Origin of the sequence: Saccharospirillum impatiens DSM 12546, from assembly GCF_000423605.1 — a bacterium.
Classification (GTDB): domain Bacteria; phylum Pseudomonadota; class Gammaproteobacteria; order Pseudomonadales; family Natronospirillaceae; genus Saccharospirillum; species Saccharospirillum impatiens.
The window spans coordinates 39443-59947 of record NZ_AUIH01000008.1 but is presented as its reverse complement, the minus strand read 5'-3'; the positions used below and the strand labels follow the sequence as shown (position 1 = coordinate 59947).

Annotated in this window: 14 protein-coding genes; 9 read left to right on the top strand and 5 right to left on the bottom strand. The window is 56.5% G+C overall.

Annotation, left to right across the window (positions count from 1 at the left end; translation table 11 throughout):
* Nucleotides 1-50 precede the first annotated feature (50 nt).
* Together gap and hexR are read right to left on the bottom strand one after the other, a co-directional pair.
* Nucleotides 51-1076, bottom strand: coding sequence for a type I glyceraldehyde-3-phosphate dehydrogenase (gene gap / locus G565_RS0107620; RefSeq protein WP_037338213.1), 1026 nt, complete (start codon nucleotides 1074-1076; stop codon nucleotides 51-53).
* A gap of 418 nt (nucleotides 1077-1494) precedes the next feature.
* Nucleotides 1495-2355, bottom strand: a complete 861-nt coding sequence (gene hexR / locus G565_RS0107615; RefSeq protein ID WP_028670392.1) for a transcriptional regulator HexR — start codon at nucleotides 2353-2355, stop codon at nucleotides 1495-1497.
* A gap of 312 nt (nucleotides 2356-2667) precedes the next feature.
* On the opposite strand from hexR, the gene zwf reads away from it, so the two are divergent.
* The 9 genes from zwf (at nucleotide 2668) to G565_RS23395 (ending at nucleotide 16898) form a co-directional block, all read left to right on the top strand.
* Nucleotides 2668-4149, top strand: a complete 1482-nt coding sequence (gene zwf / locus G565_RS0107610) for a glucose-6-phosphate dehydrogenase (protein WP_028670391.1) — start codon at nucleotides 2668-2670, stop codon at nucleotides 4147-4149.
* A gap of 10 nt (nucleotides 4150-4159) precedes the next feature.
* Complete coding sequence (pgl, locus tag G565_RS0107605; protein WP_028670390.1) at nucleotides 4160-4858, top strand: 6-phosphogluconolactonase; 699 nt, start codon at nucleotides 4160-4162, stop codon at nucleotides 4856-4858.
* 125 nt (nucleotides 4859-4983) lie between these two features.
* The gene (edd, locus tag G565_RS0107600; RefSeq protein ID WP_028670389.1) at nucleotides 4984-6819 is read left to right on the top strand and encodes a phosphogluconate dehydratase; all 1836 of its coding nucleotides are present in this window, start codon (nucleotides 4984-4986) and stop codon (nucleotides 6817-6819) included.
* Nucleotides 6812-7822 carry a glucokinase gene (gene glk / locus G565_RS0107595; protein WP_037338209.1) on the top strand — a complete coding sequence of 337 codons (1011 nt, stop codon included), beginning with the start codon at nucleotides 6812-6814 and terminating at the stop codon, nucleotides 7820-7822. Before edd ends, glk begins: the two co-directional genes overlap by 8 nt.
* Before the next feature lie 52 nt (nucleotides 7823-7874).
* Complete coding sequence (locus G565_RS0107590; protein WP_028670387.1) at nucleotides 7875-8510, top strand: bifunctional 4-hydroxy-2-oxoglutarate aldolase/2-dehydro-3-deoxy-phosphogluconate aldolase; 636 nt, start codon at nucleotides 7875-7877, stop codon at nucleotides 8508-8510.
* Between the two features lie 84 nt (nucleotides 8511-8594).
* Nucleotides 8595-11813: a glycoside hydrolase family 15 protein gene (locus tag G565_RS0107585; protein WP_028670386.1), complete on the top strand. Its 3219-nt coding sequence runs from the start codon at nucleotides 8595-8597 to the stop codon at nucleotides 11811-11813.
* A gap of 221 nt (nucleotides 11814-12034) precedes the next feature.
* On the top strand, nucleotides 12035-14230 hold the full coding sequence (malQ, locus tag G565_RS0107580; RefSeq protein ID WP_028670385.1) for a 4-alpha-glucanotransferase: 2196 nt from the start codon (nucleotides 12035-12037) through the stop codon (nucleotides 14228-14230).
* Between the two features lie 198 nt (nucleotides 14231-14428).
* The gene (locus G565_RS0107575) at nucleotides 14429-15523 is read left to right on the top strand and encodes an ABC transporter ATP-binding protein (protein ID WP_028670384.1); all 1095 of its coding nucleotides are present in this window, start codon (nucleotides 14429-14431) and stop codon (nucleotides 15521-15523) included.
* 88 nt (nucleotides 15524-15611) lie between these two features.
* Nucleotides 15612-16898 (top strand): DUF4032 domain-containing protein, encoded by a 1287-nt coding sequence (locus tag G565_RS23395; RefSeq protein ID WP_084649277.1) that lies wholly within the window; start codon nucleotides 15612-15614, stop codon nucleotides 16896-16898.
* Nucleotides 16899-16918: 20 nt separating this feature from the next.
* On the opposite strand, the gene G565_RS26740 is transcribed toward G565_RS23395, so the two are convergent.
* From G565_RS26740 to cydD, 3 genes are read right to left on the bottom strand one after another with little or no spacing between them, the layout of a single operon-like run.
* Nucleotides 16919-17095, bottom strand: a complete 177-nt coding sequence (locus G565_RS26740) for a DUF6435 family protein (protein ID WP_157600022.1) — start codon at nucleotides 17093-17095, stop codon at nucleotides 16919-16921.
* Nucleotides 17096-17150: 55 nt separating this feature from the next.
* A complete protein-coding gene (gene cydC, locus G565_RS23390; protein ID WP_037338206.1) occupies nucleotides 17151-18809 on the bottom strand; it encodes a thiol reductant ABC exporter subunit CydC in 1659 nt (552 codons plus the stop codon).
* Complete coding sequence (gene cydD / locus G565_RS0107555) at nucleotides 18806-20485, bottom strand: thiol reductant ABC exporter subunit CydD (protein WP_051207551.1); 1680 nt, start codon at nucleotides 20483-20485, stop codon at nucleotides 18806-18808. Before cydD ends, cydC begins: the two co-directional genes overlap by 4 nt.
* Nucleotides 20486-20505 lie beyond the last annotated feature (20 nt).

Below are 20505 nucleotides of genomic sequence, written 5' to 3'. Positions count from 1 at the left end.
AGATCTTTACTCGCAGAAAAGCCCGGGTTAACCGGGCTTTTCTGGGGGACTTACTTGGCGTTCATCAGGGCGACGGTGCTGTCCAGCATGCGGTTTGAAAAGCCCCATTCGTTGTCATACCAGGACATAACCTTGACCAGACGACCCTGGACGCGTGTTTGCGTCGCGTCGAAAATCGAGCTGAAGCTGTTGTGGTTATAGTCGGAGGACACCAGCGGTTCAACGTTAACGTCGAGCACTTTGGCCAGATTCTTATCGGCTGCGATGGCGTCAGAGATGGCTTTGTTGATGCTCTCTGCGGTCACGTCCTTGCTGGCCGTGAACGTCAGGTCAACCAGTGACACATTGGCGGTCGGTACGCGCACCGCCATGCCGTCAAACTTGCCTTCCAGTGCCGGAACAATTTTACCCACCAGTGCAGCGGCACCGGTTTTGGTCGGAATCATGTTCAGTGCAGCGGCGCGGGCGCGGTACAGGTCTGAGTGATACACATCGCTCAGGCGCTGGTCGTTGGTGTAGGAGTGAATGGTGGTCATCAGGCCACTTTCGATACCAAAGGCATCGCTCATTACCTTGGCGACCGGCGCCAGGCAGTTGGTGGTGCACGACGCGTTGGAGATGACCGTCATGTCGTTGGTCAGAATGCTGTCGTTCACGCCAAACACGACCGTGGCATCCACGTCTTTGCCCGGGGCTGAGATGATCACTTTCTTGGCACCGGCGGTGATGTGCTTGCTGGCGCTGGCTTTATCGGCGAACAGACCGGTGCATTCGTACACCACGTCGACGTTCAGCTTGCTCCAGGGCAGATCAGCCGGGTTGCGCTCTGAGAAGATGCTGATTTTATCGCCGTTAACGTACAGTGCTTCGTTGTCTGAAGTAACGTCGAAACCAAAGCGACCATGAACCGTATCGTACTTGGTCAGGTGCGCATTGGTTTTGGAATCGCCCAGATCGTTGATGGCAACGATTTCGATCGGGTAGTCCTTGCCAGACTGATTGGCTTCATACAAGGCACGCAGAACATTGCGGCCAATGCGGCCATAGCCATTAATAGCAACGCGGATCTTGGACATGGTGTGCTCCTTAGCGTTAATTGGACGGTTTTTGAACCACCGCCGGAATTATTGAATTCTGGTTGCATGATCCGGCTCGCCGATTGCGGAAGGCCTGACCGGTTCACGCCAGACACCTTAATGGCGCCCGATGAAATTCGGTTTCTGTTTTGCTGACTGTTGTTTGGTGCAGGTGTTTGGTGCTGGCACCGCACGCTGATTGTTCGCTCCCGTGATGCTGGCTTCCCAGTTTAGCGGTAGCCTGGCGGTGTAGCTAACTTTCATAGTTATACAACAAAACAAGCGCATTCTGCCAGCTTTCGGACGGATTTCACAGTTATTTGTAGTTTTATTACATCCTGAGGGAGCCTGAAGGCCTGCCGTGAGCGTGGTCTGCAGGCCTTGGGGGCTTCTTTCGGGTTCGGTGCTGTTGGCCGGCTTATTCGCTGTCGGGCGATTTGAACCGGGTGTCGGCCAGGGCGGCCTTGATGCGCTTGAGGTGACTCTGGAATTCGGGGCCGTGTTTGAGAATGACGCCAGTCGCCAGCACATCAATGATGGTCAGGTGCACGATGCGTGAGGTCATGGGTGTATAGATGTCGGTGTTTTCCGGGCTATCGACGCCCAGCAAGATATGGCTTTCTTCCGACAAAGGCGTGTGCGGCTGGGTAATGGTGATCACCGTGGCGCCCGATTCACGCGCAATGCGGGCGGTTTCAACCAGGGCGATGGTGCGCCCGGTGTTGGAGATGATGATCACCACATCGCCGGGTTTGGTGGCGGCAGCGGCCATGCGCTGCTGGAGTACATCGATATAGGCGACGCAGGGTGTATTCAGTCTGAACAGCTTGTGCTGTGCGTCCATGGCGACACTGCCGGAGGCGCCGAGCCCATAAATCTCGATGCGCCTAGCCTGGGCCAGAGCATCCACAGTCCGGCTCAGGGCATTGGGGTCGATCGAGCGCTTGGCGTCGCTGATTGCGCTCATGGTCGCTTCGAAAATCTTACTGCTGTATTCCTCAACGTTGTCGCTGGATTCGACGTTGCGGTTGACGTAGGGCGTGCCCGTGGCCAGGCACTGGGCCAGTTTCAGCTTGAAATCAGGAAAACCGGTGCAGTCGAGGCTGCGACAGAAACGGTTCACCGTAGGTTCTGAAACGTTGGCGGCCTTGGCCAGGCTGGCGATGCTGGAGCGAATCGCCTTGTTCGGGTCTTCAAGGATAACGTTGGCTACCTTGCGCTCGCTTTTGCTCAGGCAGCTGGGGTTGGATTTGAGACGCTCCAGAATGTTCACAGACATGGACTGACAATCCTTGGTTGATTGCGTGGGGTGCTGCAGAGGCACCAACCCCGGGTTGAGTGTTCGCGATTGTAGGGAATTCAACCCGTTGGCGAAAGCACACTGTGTGACTATCTTCCGCCCAAGGCCCTGAATCGTCATTCTCATCGGGCATTATGGTCGTCAATCGTATTGTTGTAAAATTACAAATATGGGCGACATGGGGGTTTATTTCCCGTAAAATTGAAAATAAATTACAACACGGTGGCGGTCTCTGGCGAACAGTCGGGGGTGTATGAAGCGACCGGAATGGCATTTGACCTGGAGTGATCTATGCAACACAACACGACCTGCTACCCTTGCAACGTCGTCATTTTCGGCGGCAATGGCGATCTGGCCATACGCAAACTGCTACCCGCGCTGTACAACCTCGACCGGGGCGGCTATCTGTGCGAGGGCACTCAGGTCATCGGTGCCTCACGGACCGACCTGGGCCGTGATGGCTACATAGAGATGGTCCGTCAGGGCATCGACGAATTCGGCGATCCGGACTGCTGGGACGAAGCGGTTTGGGAGCGGTTTAAGGAGCGTCTTAACTACGTTGCCGTCGACGCGCGCAATGTCGACAGCTTCAAGCTCTTGAAGAAAGCGTTGGGCAAATCCTTTACGCAAAACGACACCGTCTACTATATGTCGACTGCGCCTGACTTTTTTGGCGACATTACCGATAACCTGGCCGCAGCCGGGCTGGTCAGTGAACGTACCCGGGTGGTGATGGAAAAGCCCATTGGCAAAAGCCTGGCGTCATCCAAAACCATCAATGACGCGGTGGCTCGTTCCTTCCCTGAGAAAAACATCTACCGGATCGACCACTACCTGGGCAAAGAGACCGTACAGAATTTGCTGGCGGTGCGCTTTGCCAATGCGTTGTTCGAGCCGGTCTGGACCAATGCCCACATCGACAACGTGCAGATCACGGTGGCCGAGACCGTCGGTGTCGAAGGTCGTTGGGGCTACTACGACGACTCCGGCGCGCTGCGCGACATGATTCAGAACCACCTGCTGCAATTGCTTAGCCTGGTCGCCATGGGTGTACCCGTCTCGCTCGATGCAGAAGCCGTGCGGGCGGAAAAACTCAAGGTGCTGAAGTCGCTGAAGAAAATGTCGGTCGATCGGGTTCGTCGCAATACGGTTCGGGCGCAATACACGGCCGGCAACATGGATGGCCGCAAAGTACCCGGTTATAAGGAAGAAGAGGGCGGCGTGCCCGACTCGCAAACCGAAACCTTCGTCGCCATTCGAGCCGACATTCATAACTGGCGCTGGCGCGGTGTGCCGTTCTATTTACGCACGGGTAAGCGCTTGCCTGCCCGCTACAGTGAAATCGTGATTCAATTTAAAGACGTGCCGCATTCCATTTTCCCGGGCACGGCCAACATGAGTCCGAACAAACTGGTTATCCGGCTGCAGCCGGAAGAATCGATCCAGCTGTATATGATGAACAAGCTGCCGGGTCTGGGCGAAGGCATGGAAGTCACGCCGGTGACCCTGAACCTGACATTGCCTGACCGCATCGCTGACTCACGGGTGCCTGAAGCCTATGAACGCCTGATCCTCGATGTAATTCGCGGCAATTCGACGCTGTTCGTCCATCGTGATGAAGTCGAAGCGGCCTGGGTATGGGCTGATGCCATACTGGAAAGCTGGGCGACGGCAACGGTTGATCCGCACGTCTACCCGGCCGGAAGCTGGGGCCCGCAAGCGGCGTTCGAACTGGTCGCACGCGATGGTCGCAGCTGGCATGAGTCAAATTAAGGAGTCCGACATGACGTTGACACAACACGACTTTGACAGCCGTGAAACTCTGACCGAAGCCCTGGCGGGTGAGATTCTTAAGCGACTGAAAGCCGACATCGATGCGAACGGTGAAGCCGGTTTGGCGGTCTCTGGCGGGCGCACGCCAGTGGCTCTGTTTCAGACGTTAAGCCAGGCAGATCTCGACTGGAGCAAGGTGACAGTTACTCTGGTCGATGAGCGCTGGGTAGCACCCGACCACGATGACAGCAATGAGAAGCTGGTGCGCACTCACTTGTTGCAAAACAAGGCTGCTGTGGCCCGTTTTATTCCCCACAAGACCGCCGCAGACTCTCCGTTTGAAGCCGAGTCGGAATTGAATAAAGCACTGGCCGGTTTGCCGGATAAGTTGACCGTTTCGATTCTGGGCATGGGAGAAGATGGCCACACTGCCTCTTTCTTCCCGGGTGCCGATACCCTTGAGAAGGCCCTCGATACCGACGTGCACAGTGATTGCTGTGCGGTGGTGCCGAAGACCGCACCGCACCCGCGCATGACACTAACGCTGCAACGTATTTTACGCAGCGACTGGATAGTCCTGCACCTGACCGGCGCCGGTAAAAAGCCGGTGCTTGAGGCGGCACTGAAAGACGGACCAGTGAACGAGTTGCCAGTGCGCAGCGTGCTCAAGCAACAACAGGCGCCAGTCGCGGTTTACTGGGCGGAATAAAGGTCATTTGAAGGAGGCCGGGCAGCCATCGCAATGCGTCAGGCTGGTGGTATAGAAGACCGCAGCAGCGAGACCGGATTGTCCGAAGAACATGCCGCGGGCCACTTTCAGAACAGGAGCTAACGATGAATACAGAATTGAACCGCGTCACCGAACGCATCATTGAACGCAGCCGTGCCTCGCGTCAGTTGTACCTCGCGCGCATGAAACAGGCGGGCGATAACATTCCGGATCGCAAACAACTCAGCTGCGGCAATCTTGCGCATGGGTTTGCGGCCTGTTCGGAAACCGAGAAAAATACCATCAAGATGATGAATGCCGCAAACCTCGGCATCGTTACCGCCTACAACGACATGCTCAGTGCGCACCACCCCTATGAGCGTTTTCCCGCTCTCATCAAGGCGGCGGCGCGCGAAATGGGTTGCACGGCGCAGGTAGCGGGCGCGACGCCGGCAATGTGCGACGGCGTAACACAGGGTCAGCCCGGTATGGAACTGAGCTTGTTCAGCCGTGACAACATCGCCATGTCGGCGGGCATCGGTCTGTCGCACAATATGTTTGATGCCGCGCTCTATCTGGGTGTGTGCGACAAGATCGTGCCGGGGCTGGTGATGGGGGCCCTGCGTTTTGGCTACTTACCCACGGTCTTTGTGCCAGCCGGTCCAATGCCATCGGGCTTGCCCAACAGCGAGAAAGCCCGGGTTCGACAGGAGTACGCTCAAGGTAAAGTCGGACGCGATGCATTGCTGCAAGCCGAATCGGACTCCTATCACAGTGCCGGTACCTGTACCTTTTATGGCACCGCCAATACCAACCAGATGCTGATGGAATTCATGGGGTTGCACCTGCCCGGCAGCAGCTTTGTGAACCCCGAAAACAGCATGCGCGATGCGCTGACCCGCGAAGCCACCCAACAGGCTGTGCGCATCACTCAACAGAACGGTCAGTACACGCCGCTGTATGATGTGCTTACCGAGAAAGCATTCGTCAACGGCCTGGTCGGGCTGCTCAGCACGGGCGGGTCCACCAACCTGACCATTCATCTGATCGCCATGGCGCGTGCTGCCGGTATCATTCTGACCTGGGAAGACTTTTCGGATCTGTCCCGTGTAGTGCCATCGCTGGCGAAGGTCTACCCCAACGGCATGGCCGATGTGAACCACTTTCATGCCGCCGGTGGCCTGGGCTACCTGATCGGCGAACTGCTCGAAGGCGGTTTGCTGCACGATGATGTCAACACCATTATGGGCAGCGGTCTGCGCAAGTACACCGAAGAACCGTTTCTGGACGGTGATGAGATCGTGTTCAGGCCCGGTGCTGGCAAGTCGCTCAATGAAGACATCGTTCGGCCAGTCAGCAACCCCTTCAGCCCCGAAGGCGGTTTGCACGTCATCAAAGGCAACCTGGGCACCGGTGTCATCAAGGTTTCGGCGGTCAAGCCGGAGCATCAGCACATTGAAGCGCCAGCGGTCATTTTTGAGAGTCAGCATGATTTGCAGGCCGCTTTTGAAGCCGGTGATCTGAATAAAGACTGTATTGTCGTGGTTCGTTTTCAAGGGCCGAAAGCCAATGGCATGCCCGAGCTGCACAAACTGACGCCGCCGCTTGGCGTCTTACAGGATAAAGGCTACAAGGTCGCCCTGGTCACCGACGGGCGCATGAGTGGTGCCTCGGGCAAGGTGCCCGCAGCGATTCACCTGTCACCGGAAGCCAGTGAGGGTGGGCCGCTTGCCCGGGTTCAAGCGGGTGACATGATCAAACTCGACGCCCACACCGGCGATTTGAACATTCAGGTCGACCCAGCAGAATTTGCCGCGCGCGCGCCCGTTGTCGGCGACTTGTCGGCCAATCAGTTTGGTGTCGGTCGTGAGCTTTTTGGTCACATGCGCAGCGCGGTCAGCACCGCTGAAGAGGGCGCAACGGTATTCCGGTTTGAAGATTCCGAGGTGGCGCATGGCTGAATACGGACTGGTCGCCGACATTGGCGGCACCAATGCGCGCTTTGCTCTGGCACCGATCAAGCAGTTTGACCCGGTAGCCGGGCTGCCACTGACCGAGCAGGATCTGGTGGCCGTTGCCGCCTTGAACGGGGCCGAGTACGAGACCATTGCCGATGCAATTGCGGCCTATTTGTCCGGGCCTGCCGCAGGCTATGACCGGCCGCTGCATTCGGTAATGGCGATTGCCTGCCCGACTGATCAGGACCAGATCACCATGACCAATCACACCTGGTCATTCAAGGTGAGCGAATTGAAAGCCACGCTAGGGTTTGAATCGCTGGTGTTTGTGAACGATTACAACGCCCTGGCCAATTCGATCCCGCAACTCGATCAGGACGGCCTGGTCAAAGTCGGCCGGGGTGAGGCTGTTCCGGGTTTGCCCATGGCCGTAACAGGCCCGGGAACCGGGTTGGGTCTGGCAGGCCTGGCGTTTGGCGATGCGGGCCCGGTTACCCTGCAGACCGAAGGCGGTCATGCGCATTTTGCCCCGACCGACGAGGTCGAGATTGGCATTCTGCGGTTCCTGCTGAAAAAGTACGAGCGCGTGTCGATCGAGCGACTGGTATCGGGCATGGGGCTCGAAAATATTTATCAGGCGTTGTGTCATTTGCGTGGCGTTGCGGCTGAAAGCCTTAAGGCGCCCGATATTTCGACGCGTGGCCTGGAAAAAACAGACCCTTTGTGTGAGGAAGCGCTGGCGCGATTCTGCGCCATTCTTGGCAGCTATGCGGGAGACATTGCGCTGACGCTCGGTGCCAAGGGCGGGGTCTATATCACCGGTGGTATTGTGCCGCGCTTTTTACCTTATTTTCAGGCCAGCCAGTTTCGTTCCCGGTTTGAGGCTAAGGGCCGCTTGAGTGGTTTTAACCAGCCGATTCCCACCTACGTTGTCGTTGCCAGACAGCCCGGTTTGCTTGGGTCGGCCGCGGTATTGAATCATCGTTTACAGTCAGTAACCCCCTAGTCGGCGCAAGTCGCCGTAACGGGGTAACTCAGGATTACGCAGAGAGACCATTATGAGCTATCAAGTCCAGGACATTCTCGATCACGCCTTTCCGGTGATGCCGGTGTTGGCCGTTAGCCGCGTCGAAGACGCTCAGCCACTGGCCCGTGCCCTGAAAGCGGGCGGTTTGACGGTGCTGGAAGTGACCTTGCGCACCAGTGCTGCCATCGATGTGATTGCCGAAATGAAAAAAGTGGAGGGTATTATTGTCGGTGCGGGTACGGTGACTCGCGTTGATCAACTGAAGCAACTGGAGGCTGTCGGCGCTGATTTTGCCATCAGCCCGGGGGCGACACCGCGCTTGCTCGAAGCCGGCCAGCAAACCTCGATGCCGTTCTTACCCGCCATCGCCAGCGTCTCGGAAATGATGCAGGGGCTGGAAATGGGCTATAACCATTTCAAATTCTTCCCGGCGGCTGCATCGGGTGGGGTGTCTGCGCTGAAGGCCTTCGCGGGTCCTTTCCCGGATGTGCAGTTTTGCCCAACCGGCGGTATTTCGGTCAATGATTTCACCCAGTACCTGGCGTTGCCCAATGTGGCCTGTGTCGGTGGTTCCTGGGTGGTGCCTGCCGATGCCCTGAATCAGGGCGACTGGGGTCGCATTGAACAGCTCGCTCGCGAAGCCTGTGAGTTGGCAAAGCAAGTCTGAGCCTGCACCTGTGAGCGTTGTACCCGTTAGGCACGAAGGTTGCACAATGGGTTGTAGTACGGCCCCACTCTGGAGTGTCAGCAAATGACCGATGCCACCAATCACCAGGGCGCCAATGAGCGCCTTGATCAGTATTTTGACGAAGTATACGCCACCATCCTCAGTCGTCAGGACGACACAACCGGTCTGTTTCCGGCCAGTACTGACGTAAACGGACACGGCGACTATACCGATGCCTGGGTGCGCGACAACGTCTATTCCGTGCAGGCAGTCTGGGGCTTGTGGCTTGGCTATCGTCGTACCAACCATAACCCCGGGCGCACGGAATACCTGGGTGACTGTGTCACCCGGCTGATGCGCGGCTTGCTGTCTGCCATGCTGCGCCAGTCGCATAAGGTTGAGCGGTTCAAGTACACCCAGAACCCGATGGATGCCTTGCATGCGAAATACGGCACCCAGAGTGGAGATGTGGTCGTCGATGACGACAAATGGGGCCATTTGCAACTGGATGCCACCTCAATCTTCCTGTTAATGCTGGCTCAGATGACGCGATCGGGATTGCGGCTGATACACACCGTCGATGAAGTGAATTTCGTTCAAAACCTGGTCTGGTACATCGGCCGTGGCTATCGCACTCCGGACTACGGTATCTGGGAGCGAGGCAACAAGATCAATAACGGCCATGTTGAAATCAACGCGTCATCCGTGGGGATGGTAAAAGCCGCCCTGCAGGCAATGCGCGGCCTTAACGTGCTGCACGACACCCACAGTTACCGGGGGGTGATTCATGTGGTGCCCGACGAAATTGCCCGGTGCCGAACCACTCTGGAGAACCTGTTACCACGTGAATCCCTGTCGAAGGAAGTCGACGCCGCCTGTTTGTCGGTGATTGGCTACCCGGCATTTGCCGTGGAAAAGAAAAGCCTGGTGAACACCACGCGTGAGCACATTCTCAATAAATTGGCCGGACATTATGGCTGTAAGCGTTTTCTGCTCGATGGTCATCAGACGGTTTTGGAAAATCACGACCGGCTGCATTACGAGCCCGAAGAGCTGCGCAATTTCGAAAACATCGAGTCGGAATGGCCTCTGTTTTTTGCCTTTTTGTATTTGGATGCTTTGTTTGCCGGCGATGTTGAAGGCAGCGACGCCTATCGGAAAAAGCTGGACAACCTGCGCGTCGAAAAAGACGGACTGTTGCTGTTACCCGAATTGTATTACGTCGATCAGGATCACATAGAAGCAGAGCGCGCCGAGCCCGGCAGTCAGCCACGCCTGGCCAATGCCAATGTTCCCCTGGTGTGGACCCAGTCGCTCTATGTACTGGGGTGCCTGGTGCATGAAGGTCTGGTGACAACCGATGAACTTGACCCGGTAGGCGCACACAAGCGCATCGGTCGCAAGCAACGGTCACCGGTTCTGGTTGGATTACTGGCTGAAAGCGATTCGGTTAAGGATCGGCTGGCAGCACGCGGACTCTGGTCTGAAACCGTGGATCAGCTGGACCCGGTTCGGGTATTGCCGCCGTTGGAGCTGGCGCGGGTGTTTAACGTCATCGGTCAGAATCGTACCCTGGGGTTAACCGGTCGGCCGCAACGTCGACCCCGGTCTCTGGCAACCGCACAACTGTATCAGTTGGGTGGCGAAAGCTGCGTGTTTTTGCCCCAGTTTCAGAATCGGGATACCTTCTATCTGGCCTCTGACAATCAACTGTTGTGTGAAAAAGTGCAGGCGGAACTGAGTTACATCAGCCGACATTGGAATCAGGACAAACAGCCGCTGATGATGCTGTACCTGACCGAAACCATGACCTCAGCGATGGATGCCGATGCCGTTTTTAATCTGGTTGGGGAGCTGACCACCGGCACCTGCAACGGCGTGACCGTTCGTACCGGGCCCGTACTCACCTTGCTGGAAGACGTCGGAACAGAACGCATAGACGACCTGAACGACTATTACGTACCTGATGCCCTGAGCCTGGTTCGGTTGCGTCGCAAAAACTGGTTGCCCGAAGCAGATCATTGCCAGCCAGCTCAACCTTCTGCATTGTCTTTGCTGGAGCCGACTGAAGGCCTCGAACAGCAGCGCGAGCGTCTTCAGCAAAGCACCAATCTGCGTGAGCAAATGGACATCGTCACCGATTGGGCACAGGTTCACGGTTTGGATTTTGAACCTGGAGTTGGCGCCCGGGTGACCGTTAAGGTATTGCTTGAGGAAGTGTATCGAAAAGCCGGTTGTCGACATGAATGGAGTGTTTTGCGCACGGCCGCCGGCGTGCTCGGTAAATACTGGGGCGGGTTGGAAGACTCTGTTGCTGAAATACTGGCACGCCAACGCATTATCAATGTTGGCCGGGCGTATTCGGATCAGGGCTTGATTCGAATGCCACTGAGTAACCGGGAAACATTGGCACTGATCCGGCAAAATTGCGGAGCAGACGTGCGCGAAGCCATACTGAATCAGGAAATTCTGGTCATTCTGTCGGTGATCATGCGTGGCGAGCCGGAATTGTTCGACGGTATGATGACTATCAGACCGGGTCATTTGGCTCAGCTAATGATGGGTCGTTTTGCTCAGGAAGCTGCGCTGGAGCCCGATCAGGCGTTTGAACGATTGGCGGCGATGAGTCCGTTTGATATTCAGACTCGGATTCGGGAAATACTGGAAAGTTACACCGAAGAAGTGGGTCGGTTGTTTTCCACCGAGGCCTTGCATCTGCGCACGGTTCCCGGCGTTTTGCACCGCGCCGATTCAGCGTTGGCTTATGTGTCGGAAGCTACGACCGATAGCAACGTGACCGATTGGCAGATCTGGCGTCAGGAGCAAGGTGTTATGCCACGGTTTCCCGAGTCTTTTCATCAGCGACTCTGGTCAGTGTTGCAACAGTGCAAGGGGATTGTCTTGGGTGACCGGTTCGACCCCCGTAGCCGTCTGCAAAGTGACCTGGTGACCGGACACATGACCGGCGGCGAACCGCAGTTTGCTCAGTTGGTCGAGCGACTGCTGAGCCAGATTGAAAATGCTGAGTATCGCCAGATGTCGGTTGAAGCACTGGCGGCACTGATGGCTTTTGCCGAAGCCAATCCGGCTCTGGAGCTTGAGGATTTCGTCATACTCGACGTGGTGATCTCGCATGCGGTGCGACTGAGCTGGCAGCGCGAGCATGGCGATCAGGCTGATGCCTACAATCAGCATCGGGGTGAAGCCTGGCAGCGGTTTTACCAGGCGCCGCCGGAAACCGCCAGATATTGGTTGCTGGAATCGTTAACCTATTTGGTGGAGCAGGCGTCTGAAACAGCCTGACAGAGCGGCTCAATGCGGTTGTATTGTGCCCGGAATTTCCTCCCGAGGTTAAATCCTTCTGGTTTCAGTGGGATGGACAGGGAAAACCTGCCCCAGTCTCGCTACACTGGGAAGATCGACGACCGGGCAGGGTCGTTCATGCCACACTGACCGTCGTTATGGGCGGGGCATGGAGCACCCTTGTCGGGTCAGGTTTGAACCGCACTTTGACTGAGGTTTCTATGGCGAATTCGGAGCTGGTCAGCAAGCTTGCTCACTTGCGAAACATTTCCTCCACCTTTCAGGATTACCGCGGGGCCAAGACTCAGGTTGAAGCGGCCAACATAGAACGCATTCTCTCAGCCATGGGCTATGACCTGGAAGACGATGCCGGGCTCGCCCAGCAGGCAGCGCAACTTGATCAGCAGCAATGGCAGCAACGACTGGAGCCGGTCGTTGTCATCAATCCTCTGCGGGGTTTTGGCCTTAACCTGTACCTGAGCGGTGCGGAACGCGACCAGGGCGGAACCTGGCGCATTGATTTCGAGCATTCTGAATCGCCTCGCCAGGGCCGGTTTGAGCCGGCTGAACTGGAACAGACTGGCGACTATTGGATGAACGACACCCAATACCTGCGCCTGGAATGGCTCTTGCCGGAGGATCTGCCGACGGGCTATCACCGCATCAGCGTGACGCTGGGTGGAAGAACCGATGAAACCTCGCTGATCGTGACGCCGGCAACCAGCTTTCAACCTGAGGCCATGGCCCGGGGTGATCGTATCTGGGGGACGGCCATTCAGTTGTATACGCTGCGCTCTTCCAGCAACTGGGGTATGGGCGATTTTGGCGATCTGGCTGAACTGGTTGATACCCTGGCCGATCAGGGGGCCGATGTGATCGGCCTCAATCCGATTCACTCGCTCTACCCGATCAGTCCCGAGCATGCCAGCCCTTACAGCCCCTCCAATCGCAGTTATGTTAACCCGCTCTATGTCGTGATCGAACAGGTACCTGAGTTCGCAGCGGCCACCGAACTGCAACGGGCGTTGTCCGGCATTGACATGCAGGCTGAACTGACCCGGCTGCGCGATGAGCCGATGGTTGACTACAGCGGTGTAAGTGCCCTGAAGTATCGGGCGCTGAATGACCTGTACCAGCTTTTCCGGCGCGATCATCTGGGGCAGGGCACCGACCGGGATCTCGCCTTCCAGGCCTTTGTTGAGCAACAGGGTGCGCCCCTGCACGAACACGCCACCTTCGAAGCCCTGCTGGCTCATTTTCGCAAGCAGGATCCCATGGCCTGGGGCTGGCCGCGATGGCCAGACGCCTATCAGGATCATCACAGTGACGCCGTTGCAAGCTTCGCGACCGAACACGATGACGACGTTACCTATTATCAGTATTTGCAATTTGTGGCCGACGAACAGCTTCAGGCGGTTGACCGGCAAACCAAAGCTCGCGGCATGCGCATCGGCCTGTACCGGGACCTGGCCGTGGGTGCAGACCGGGGCGGAGCCGAGGTCTGGGGCAACCGCGAGAGTTTCTGCCTGAATGCGGCAGTGGGCGCGCCGCCTGATGCTTTGGGGCCAAACGGCCAGAACTGGGGCTTACCACCCTTTGATCCGATCAAACTGAAAGCCCAGGGCTACGACTCCTTTATCACACTGCTGCGCAACAACATGCGCGCCTGTGGTGCCTTGCGAATTGATCATGCCATGTCGCTGTTGCGGCTCTGGTGGTGTCCGCCCGGTGAATCGGCGGCCTATGGGGCTTATGTCTATTACGATCTGTACGATCTGCTCGGTATTCTGAATCTGGAATCGCAACGCAACCAGTGCATGGTCATCGCAGAAGATTTGGGCACCGTACCGGATGAAGTCATCGAAACCTTCCCGCGCGCGCAACTCTACTCAAACAAGGTCTTTTATTTCGAAATGTCAGACGGCGTTTGCACGCCGCCGGAAAACTACGCCGAGCGCGCACTCGCCATTGTCTGCAACCACGACATGCCGACCGTCCATGCGTTCTGGGCGATGTCGGATCTGGACTTGCGTCAGCAACTGGGCATGTTTGCCACAGAAGCGGACTTTCAGGGTGAGCGGCAGGCCCGGGCGAACGCCAAGCAGGCCATTATTGACGCGCTTGCAGCGTACAAGCGATTGCCCGAGGGCGTCTCCGCTGATGCTGACCAGGTGCCGGAGATGACCCTGGCGCTGTGCCTGGCCATTCACTGCCACCTGGCAGCCTGCCGGTCGCAAATTGTCGCGGTTCAACTGGAGGACCTGATGTTGATCAACGCTCCGGTTAACATTCCCGGAACCAGCGATGAATACCCCAACTGGCGTCGAAAATTAACCGAATCACTGCCCACCCTGTTCTCCAAGTCGGAGATCACGACCTTTTGTGGGCAACTGAACACCCTACGAGGCGGCGGTTGAGGCCCATTCCAGAGCGGTTTGGAAGAAAAGTACAGCGTTCTGGCCAGATTCGGGCTTGCAATTGGTAGTATTATTACGGCTATAATGGGGTCATTCGTCGGATGAGTCGAAAATGCCTGTAAGAAAACTACAAAGGCATCTGAAACATCCTTTGCCCCGGCACTGGGTTCGTATAACGACAACAATGAGTGGAAGCTGATGTCTAGCATAAAATTTGACAACGTAGTGAAGAGCTACGGCGACGTACAAATCATCAAAGGCCTGGATCTTGAAATTCGTGATAAGGAATTCATGGTCCTGGTCGGCCCATCTGGTTGTGGTAAATCGACCACGTTGCGCATGATTGCCGGTCTGGAAGAAATCACCGACGGTAAGCTCTATATTGGCGACCGGGTGGTTAACAACGTCCATCCCAAAGACCGCGACGTTGCCATGGTATTTCAGAGCTATGCGCTGTATCCACACATGTCTGTCTACGAAAACATTGCCTTTGGCCTGCGCTTGCGCAAGTTGCCCAAAGACGAGATCGATCGTCTGGTCAGCGAAGCGGCTGATACATTGGGTCTGACGCCATTGCTTGATCGCAAGCCCAAAGCGTTGTCCGGTGGCCAGCGTCAGCGGGTTGCTCTGGGTCGTGCCATTGTGCGTAAGCCCTCGGTGTTCCTGTTCGATGAGCCATTGTCGAACCTTGATGCCGAACTTCGCGTGCACATGCGCGCCGAAATCGCCAATTTGCAGAAACGGCTGTCCATTACCTCGGTCTATGTGACCCACGATCAGGTAGAGGCCATGACCATGGGCGACCGTATCGCGGTATTGCACGATGGTAACCTGCGTCAGGTGGGCACGCCTCTGGATCTGTACGATAACCCGCAAAACGTATTCGTTGCGCAGTTTATCGGTACTCCGAACATGAACATCCTGAAGATGACCGTGTCGGACGACGGCACCGAGTTGAAGCATCCGGACATCACCTACAATACACCGGCTGAATGGAAAGCGGCTATTAATGAGCGCAAAGGCAAAATGGTTTACGTAGGCTTTCGCCCCGAACACATTCGCGCCGAGGGTGAGCACGATTGGAAAAACGTCGCCGAAATCAAAGCCAAGGCTCAGATCGTTGAAACCCTGGGCCATGAAGTGGTTGTTCACTCCAAACTGGCCAATGACGATAAGTCCATTGTTGCCAAGATGGATGTTCACAAGACGCCGAAGGTTGGTGATGACCTGGTGTTGTATGTGAATGCGGACAAACTGCATATTTTCGATGGTGAAACGACCAACCGTCTGTAAGTCGCTGAGTTCGATACAGCGCCATGTAGTTGCCCTATAAAAGCCGGCTTGCAAGCCGGTTTTTTTGTTTCAGTTTCAGGGAATAGTCATGAAAATTCAGATTCACTCTCCCAGTCACTACATTACGGATCTTCGTTACCCCTGGTCCAAGCATCTCAGTCAGTGGCCGCCAGAACTCTTTGTTGAAGTCGCTCGGGGGATTCATCGCAACGTTGTCCGTTTTATCAGTAACAAAGGTCGTGTTTACGCACTCAAAGAGTTGATGACACCGATCGCACGCAACGAATACAACTTATTGCGTGAAATGGAAGAAATGGGACTGCCCGTCGTCGAACCGGTAGGCCTGGTCACCAATCGGGATGAGGGTGTCTCACAGGCCCGGTCGACGTTCGATCTGGTCGGCGACAGTATGGACATGAGTAACCGGGCCTTGCTGGTTACCCATTATCTGGAAGGGGCGTTACCGTATCGGATCATAATTCAGCAAGGTATCTCTCAACAGCAACTGGGGCAGATGCTCGATGCCCTGGTTGAATTGCTGGCGCGTTTGCACCTCAGCGGTATTTACTGGGGCGATTGTTCATTGTCGAATACCTTGTTTCGTCGCGATGCCGGTCTGATGGCGGCCTATCTTGTCGATGCGGAAACCAGTGAGATTTATCCGACATTGAGCGATGGCCAACGCGCTTATGATCTGGAATTGGCGGAATTGAACCTGGCTGGGGATTTGATGGATCTGGAAGCAGCAGAACAGCTTCCGGTAGGGTCTGACCCGGTTGAACTGGCCAACTCAGTCGTCGACCGGTACAACAAGTTGTGGCAGGAGCTGACCCACGACGAGATATTTGAGCCCGAAGATCAGTTCAAAATCGAACAACGAGTGCGTCGATTGAATGACCTTGGGTTTGATGTTGAAGAAATGGAAATTACCACGGTCGACGACGGCCAGCGCGTGCGCATGGTACCGCGTGTGGTTGAACACTGGCATCACCGGCGCCGGTTGAACAGTCTGACCGGGCTGCAGGTTCAAGAGAACCAGGCTCGCCGGCTACTCAACGACCTCAGTCGCTACAAGGCCTTTCTGGCCGAGCATGAAGGGCGTGAAGTTCCTGAGCCGGTTGCAGCCTACCGATGGCTTTCAGAAGTATTCAACCCCAGTCTGCAAAGCATTACCAGTGACCTGAAAGGCAGTTTGGACGACGCTGAGGTTTTTCATGAAATTCTCGAGCATCGTTGGTATCTCAGTCAGGCTAAAGGCCGGGATGTTGGCCAGGCCGTGGCCACTGAAGACTACATTAACACGGTACTCCAGCGCCGCAAGGCAGGGGATTTCAAAGCGGGAGATGATCCCTTTGTGAAGACAATCCAACGTTAACAACCGGTGGTCGAGGGTCGTTACTGATTGCCCGCCTGCGCAGCCTGAAGCTGTTGGTAGAGTTTCTCAGCTTCCTCAGAGAGCATGGAGTAACTGCGAATGTCGCCGTTGCGTTGCGCTTGCTGGGCTTCAGTCAGTTTTTGCTCATAAGCTTTTTGCAGTGCCTTGGTGGGGTCTTTCTTCAGAAAATTCAGCATCACAGTTTCTCTTATAGGATTTAACAATATCCTACGGAGCGCAGTGATGATTGGCTCACCGACTCAGATGAATCTGCCGGTCAGCCTTGGGTAGCACACTGTTTTCATGTGCAAGCCAGATCATTGTTTTGCCTGTCAGTGTCTGTTTGATGTTCGCCAGAACCCGTTGGGCTGTCGCAGTATCCACGCCACGGAAAGGTTCATCCAGCAAATACAGTTGCGCTGGTCGCAGCAGTGCCCGGGCCAGTGCCAGTCGGCGTTGTTCACCGCCTGACAGTGCAAGTCCGGTTTGCCCAATCCAGGTATCGAGTCCTTTGCGCGCTTGCTTAAACCGGTGCTCCAACCTGACGGCGGCCAGGACAGCCCAGAGCTCAAGCTCTGTGGCCTGAGGGTTGGCCAGCATTAAGTTGCCCCTCACCGTAGATGAAAACAGTACAGTCTCCTGGGTCAGCCAACTGATCCGGCTGCGCCAGGCTGAACCGTCGGTCGTCGCAAGCGGCTTGCCGTTCACCAGAATTTGCCCGGATACCGGAGGCCTGTCTGCTGCCAATAGGCTGGCCAGGCTGGTTTTTCCGCTGCCCGAATCGCCAGTGACAACCAGGGTCTCTTTGTCAGCCACTTCCACCGATACCGGAGCTAAAAGGGGATGTCCGGGGTAGGCCGGTTGCACCTGACGTAAGATGATAGAGCGCAGTGAGGTTTGCCTCCCAGTGGCTACCGCAGCGTCATGCCGGCGCTTGGGCAATGGCTCCAGAGTGTTTAACTGCCGGGCTGCCCGCAGAGTTTGACCCAGTTCGGCGAAGGTTTTGGGCAAACCGGTATAGGCCTCACCGAGGGCAATGACAGCCAATGTCCAGAGTGTGACGACGGGGCCGGATATCAGACCGTTCTGCCAGGCCTGCAAACCGTATAGCAGCGTCAGTAACGCCAAAGCGCCCAGCACCGAGCTCTGCAGTGCCACTGTCAGTGAGTCGATCAGGGTTTGCTGGCGCTGTCGGCTCTGCAGTCGATCTTGTGACAGCATGAGGGTCTCTGCCTGGTTATTCGCCCGACGAGCGGCTTGCAATTCCGGCAATCCGCTGAGGTAGTCAATGCTCGACTGCCTCAACTGTGACGTCAGTGTGACCAGGTCACTGCCGCTGTGTCGCCCAAACCAGGCAGGTATAACTGTACTCAGCGCCGCAAGCAACACAAACCCGGCGGCCAGTATGGCAGCCGCCACTGGCAGTATGAAAGCCATGGTGCCAAGCACCATAACGGTCGACAGTGCCGCCACAATTGGTGGCGCCAGCAAGCGCAGATAGAGGCTGTCCAGTGCATCTACATCCCGTGTCAGCCGCGATAGCCAAACCGCAGAATGCGTTTCCCTGAGTGCGCCGGGGTCTGTCTCGCCAAGCGTTTTAAACAGCCTGATCCGAATGTCTGCCAGCAAACGCAGCACCGTATCGTGGTTGTAAAGGCGTTCTCCATACCGTGCCAGAGTGCGGGTAAGGGCAAAGGCCCGTATGCCCGAGCCCGGCACATAGACGTCCAGATGCACACTAACGCCTGCCGCTAATAGCAGACCGGTCAGCGCACTGGCCGTGATGAACCAGCCCGACAGCGCGAGCAGGGCAGTGCCCGCCAGTAGGGTCAGTGCCATTAACAGGGTGCCTGTGACTACACGATGCCGGTGTAGAAGAATCAACCGGATCCAGGGAAGCAGTGGGCTCATGTTGGGTTGTTTCCGCTAAGGTCAATCACATGGTCTGCCGCTGTCAGCGACTGAGGGTCGTGGCTGGCCATGATGACTGTGCGCTGCTCGGTAATCAGTGATCTGATCTGAGTCAGCACGATCCGGGCACTGCGTGGATCCAGCGCCGCTGTTGGCTCATCGAGCAGGAGTATTTGCGCATCGGACAAAAAGGCTCTGGCCAAGGCCAGACGCTGAGCTTGCCCTCCGGACAGGCCGTACCCCATTTCACCTATGGGTGCATCAAGTCCATCGTGAGTCTGACGGACCAGGGTGTCCAGTTCGACCCGGTGCAGCGCTGCCAGCATTTGGTCATCGCTGGCACCTGGCGCCAGCCATTGCAGGTTGTCGCGCCAACTGCCAGACAGTAACCAGGGCAACTGGCCAAGCCACAATACCGGTTCCTGACCCGGTGGCTGACCAAGGAGCTCTACGGTGCCGGCATCAGGTGGCAGAAAGCCAGCCAGCATATTGAGCAGACTGGTCTTGCCAGACCCGCTTTCGCCGGTAATGACTGTCCAGCTCGGGTGTTGAATGTTGAACGAAACGTTGCGTACCACCGGGCCGCGACCTTCAAACGCCAGGTCTATGTTCTGCATCGACACCATCGCATGGCTTTGTTCAGATTTCACCGCTTGGGCGTGGGCAGGTATTGGGTGCGCATGATCGCCTGTTGTTGTTTGCCTATTTTCTAGCCCGTTGTCTATTTCACGAGCCAGCTCATCTGCGGCGCCTATCGCTGCTGCCCGGTCATGGTAGTGTTGTGCCAGGGTGCGCCAGGGCTGAAAAAAGTCGGGTGCCAGAAGCAGAATCAATAACCCGGAGTACAGATCCAGGTTAGCTGCCGGCCCCCAATTCAGATAGCCCAGCAACCCGAAGCCGGTGTAGATAGCGAGCATGGCGATGGCAACTGACGCAAAAAATTCAAGCACCGCCGAAGACAGGAACGCGATTCTTAGCGTTCTCAGTGTCAGCCGCCGGTAGTCATCGCTGGTTTGCGCCAGTCCTGTTTTGGCGGTATCAACCGCATCGAATAGTTGCAGGGTGGTCAGCCCCCGAATTCTGTCCAGGAACTGGTCGGAAAGACGGCTGATGGTCAGCCAGTGTTGGCGATTAATGGCTTCGGCTCCCATACCCACCAGCGCCATAAACAGGGGGATCAGAGGTGCGGATATCAGCAGCAACAGGGCGGCCACCCAGTTCAGGGTGGCCACCAAAGCGACGATAAGAGCCGGTGCGGCCAGAGTAATCGACATCTGCGGCAGAAACCGGGCGATGTAGCCATCCAGCGCATCGGTGTGATCGAGCAGATGGCTGGCACGAGCTGCCGGAGACACTGATTTCAGGGCCAGAGGTGAGGTCGTCGCCCAGTGGTTCAGCAAGCGCTGGCGCAGCGATTGTCGCGCCCGTAAAGAGGCTATTGATCCAAAGTGTGCCTGAACCCAGGTGCCCGAGCTGCGCAACAACAGGCCCGCAATGGCGAGTGCGAAACCAGCATGCACGGGTTCTCCACGAATCACTACCGCATTGACTGCGCTGGCAACACCGACCCAGAGCAGGATTCCGCCCACACCCGCGATGGTGCCTGCAAGGGCGGATAACCTGATCAGCCCTTTAACGGGTGTCGTCAGTTCGCTCAGAAGCGCCTTCGCCTGCACCGTATCCGTTGAAGCTTCAC